The sequence below is a fragment of the Aquimarina mycalae genome, assembly GCF_029906345.1.
GTDB lineage: Bacteria > Bacteroidota > Bacteroidia > Flavobacteriales > Flavobacteriaceae > Aquimarina.
In genome coordinates, this window is record NZ_JARYGY010000028.1 from 1 (window position 1) to 1,276 (window position 1,276).

1 protein-coding gene is annotated in these 1,276 nt (G+C 34.9%); it reads left to right on the top strand.

The genetic code is table 11. The features are described from left to right. Window positions 1-61 precede the first annotated feature (61 nt). Complete coding sequence (locus QBK95_RS22875; RefSeq protein ID WP_280936888.1) at window positions 62-1,117, top strand: IS110 family RNA-guided transposase; 1,056 nt, start codon at window positions 62-64, stop codon at window positions 1,115-1,117. Window positions 1,118-1,276: the final 159 nt, after the last annotated feature.

Genomic DNA, 1,276 nt, shown 5'->3' on the forward strand with positions numbered 1-1,276 from the left:
TATAGCATCAATGAAAAAGCAGTAAGTCCAGTATCTTTAAAGTTCACAAAAACAATAAGACATGAAAACTGAACTGACTGCCCAACCAAATTTATACATTGGTATTGATATTCACAAGCGAAGTTGGAAGATACATTGCTCGACTGATTTATTTTCTGGTAAATCCTTTACCATGCCTCCTAATCCAGAAGTTCTATTAGAATATGTTACTAAGCATTTTCCAGATTATGTTGTTACGACTGCTTATGAGGCTGGTTGTTGTGGTTACTATGCTCATCGAAATTTTGAGAGTTATGGTTGGAATTCTTTAGTAGTAAACCCAGCAGACATTCATCGAAAAGGCAAGGAGAAATATACGAAAACAGATAAAATAGATGCCCAACTGATTAGTAGAGAATTAAAAGATGGAAGACTAGAAAGTATTCATATTCCTGAATTAAAACAGGAACATCTTCGCAGTCTTTTTAGAAGGCGTAATGATTTAGTTAAGGATTATAGACGGGTAAAAAGCTATATAAAAATGCAATTATTATATTTTGGTATTACTATTCCTGAGGAGTTTGATAATGATCATTGGAGTCATAATTTTCGTTATTGGGTAGATGGAGTTGTTTTTACATATTCTACAGCTCGTGAGACCTTAGATAGCAGGATGCGTTATTTTAGATTTATAGATAAAGAAATACGAGATGTATCAACTAAACTACGAGCTTATTGCCGCAAACATTATAAAAAGGATTATTATTTATTGAGGAGTATCCCTGGTATTGGAGGTATTGTAGCCTGTGGGATTATAAGTGAACTAGGTGATTTACGTCGTTTTAAGAGTATTAAACATCTAGCAGGTTATGTTGGGTTAGCTCCTGGTATCCATCAAAGTGGAGACCATCAAAGGAGTACTGGGATCACAATGAGATCTCATCGATTGATGCGAAGCTATTTTATAGAAGCCTCTTGGCAAGCCATACGTACAGACCCAGTAATGCAAGGCTACTATCGTAAGCATTTAGGCAAAAATGTAAAGACAATAATCATTAAGGTAGCTCGTAAATTATTGAGTCGAACCTTAGCAGTAATTAAAACAGAGATACCTTACTCTGTAGGGGTAATAGAATAATTAACAGATAACAAAGCTCACAAAGAAGTAGTAAAGCCTGTATCACAAAACAATGTGGGTGAATCCGTATTATTGATATCACATTTTTATAGCAAGTGACCAGGTTTATTATAGCTTATAATCATACAGATGCTGGTGACGGCTCTAGAAGCTGATCAC

Bases quoted from the DNA above. Each gene is read 5' to 3' on its own strand.
- QBK95_RS22875 (WP_280936888.1), top strand. From the start codon at position 62: ATGAAAACTGAACTGACTGCCCAACCAAATTTATACATTGGTATTGAT.